Source organism: Actinosynnema sp. NPDC023658, assembly GCF_040639995.1.
Taxonomy (GTDB): Bacteria; Actinomycetota; Actinomycetes; order Mycobacteriales; family Pseudonocardiaceae; genus Actinosynnema.
Genome location: NZ_JBFAAX010000944.1, coordinates 1 through 2,096, shown reverse-complemented (window position 1 = coordinate 2,096; position 2,096 = coordinate 1). Strand labels below are relative to the sequence as shown.

Here is a 2,096-nt window from a genome sequence, read left to right as displayed (position 1 = left end):
GGCCACCGCCTACCTGCGCCGGTCGCAGTTCTGCCAGCACGACACCGGCCTGCGGTGCCGCAACACCGAGCAGGCGTTGGAGGCGATCGAGGGCCACGAGGACGGCGTGCCGACCGACCTGGTGGCGTGCATCCTGGTCAGCAGCGCCTACTACCGGTTGCTGGCCGGGGTCGGCCTGGTCGCCGCCGACGTCGAGCGGGGCGCGGCCCTGGTGTCCCCGACGAACCAGAACCGCGAGGCGCGGATGACCCGCAGCACGCTGCGGGTGCTGGCGAAGTACCTGGACCCCGTGCGGGCCCGCGCGCGGATCGAGGCGGCCCACCGCGAGGAGGTCGAGCGCGAGGACGAGGCGGTGGCGGTGCACGAGCTGGTCCACCTGGCCGAGCTGGACGTCTGGCTGGGCGACTGGGCGCGGGCCGGGCAGCGGGCCACCGAGGCCGTGGAGTCGGCCGAGCAGACCGGGCAGCGCCCGTGGTTCGCCTACGCCCTCTACACCCGCGCGCTGGTCGACGCGCACCTCGGCCGGTGGGAGCAGGAGCCACGCGGACCTGTTCGACTCGCTGGTGGTGTTCGAGAACTACCCGTTGGACCCCACCGCGCTGGACCCGGGCGCCGACCTGAACGTCACGGGCGTGGCGGCGCGCGACACCACGCACTACCCGCTGTCGTTGATCGCCGTCCCCGGCCCGGTCCTGCGGTTCCGGCTGGACCACCGGGTCGGCGCCGTCACCGCCGACCGGCTCGCCGAGCGGTTCCTGCGCGTGCTGGACGCCGTCGTGGCCGAGCCGGACTCGCTCGTGGGGCGGTTCGCCGCGCTGTCCCCGGCGGAGCGCGAACTGGTGCTGCACGGCTGGAACGACACCGCCCACCCGGTCGCGGACACGACGCTGCCCGCGTTGTTCGAGGCGCAGGCCCACCGCACGCCCGACGCGATCGCCGTGGTGTTCGAGGGCCACACCCTGACCTACGCCGAGCTGAACGCCCGGGCCAACCAGCTCGCCCGGCTGCTGATCGACCGGGGCGCGGGCCCGGAGCGGCTGGTCGCGGTGGCCGCGCCGAGGTCGCTGGAACTGGTCGTCGCGCTGTACGCAGCGCACAAGGCCGGTGCGGCATACCTCCCGATCGACCCCGGCTACCCGGCGGAGCGGATCGCGCTGCTGCTGGGCGACGCCGGCCCGGCCGTGCTGCTGACCACCCGGGACGTGGAGCTGCCCGACACCGGCCTGCCGCGGCTGCGGCTCGACCCCGACGAGCTGGACCCGCTGCTGGCGACCCGGTCCCGCGCCGACGTCACCGACGCCGACCGCGTCACCCCGTTGCGCCCGGCCAACACCGCGTACGTCATCTACACCTCCGGCTCCACCGGCCGGCCCAAGGGCGTGCCGGTGCCGCACCGCGGCATCGTGAACCGGTTGCTGTGGATGCAGGACCGCTACGGCCTGGACGACACCGACCGGGTGCTGCAGAAGACGCCGTCGGGCTTCGACGTGTCGGTGTGGGAGTTCTTCTGGCCGCTGATCGTCGGCGCGACGCTCGTCGTGGCCAAGCCCGAAGGCCACCGCGACCCGGTGTACCTGTCGCGGCTGATCCGGGACTCGCGCATCACGACGCTGCACTTCGTGCCGTCGATGCTCAACGCGTTCCTGCTGCACGCCGACCCGTCGGCCTGCGCCGGCCTGCGCCGGGTGATCTGCAGCGGCGAGGCGCTGGGCGCGGACCTGCGGACGCGGTTCTTCTCCGTCCTGGACGCCGAGCTGCACAACCTCTACGGCCCCACCGAGGCGTCCGTCGACGTCACCGAGTGGCAGTGCACGCCCGAGGAGAGCCTCGCGTCCGTGCCGATCGGCCGCGGGGTGTGGAACACCGGGCTGCGGGTGCTCGACGCGCACCTCAACCCCGTCCCGCCGGGCGTCACCGGCGAGCTGTACCTCACCGGCCGGCAGCTCGCCCGCGGCTACCTCGACCGGCCCGGCCTGACGTCGGAGCGGTTCGTCGCGGACCCGTTCGGCGCACCCGGCGAGCGGATGTACCGCACGGGTGACCTGGCCCGGTGGCGCCCGGACGGCACGCTGGACTACCTCGGCCGCGCCGACGAC

Annotated in this window: 2 protein-coding genes; one reads left to right on the top strand and one right to left on the bottom strand. The window is 74.3% G+C overall.

Translation table 11 applies throughout. The features are described from left to right. Window positions 1-376: hypothetical protein (locus AB0G02_RS36725; RefSeq protein ID WP_360804058.1), on the bottom strand; the 376-nt coding region annotated here is incomplete at its 3' end. Window positions 377-563: 187 nt separating this feature from the next. Between AB0G02_RS36725 and AB0G02_RS36720 the strand changes: the two genes are divergently transcribed. Next, a partial coding sequence (locus AB0G02_RS36720; RefSeq protein ID WP_360804055.1) for an amino acid adenylation domain-containing protein occupies window positions 564-2,096 on the top strand: 1,533 nt, incomplete at its 3' end.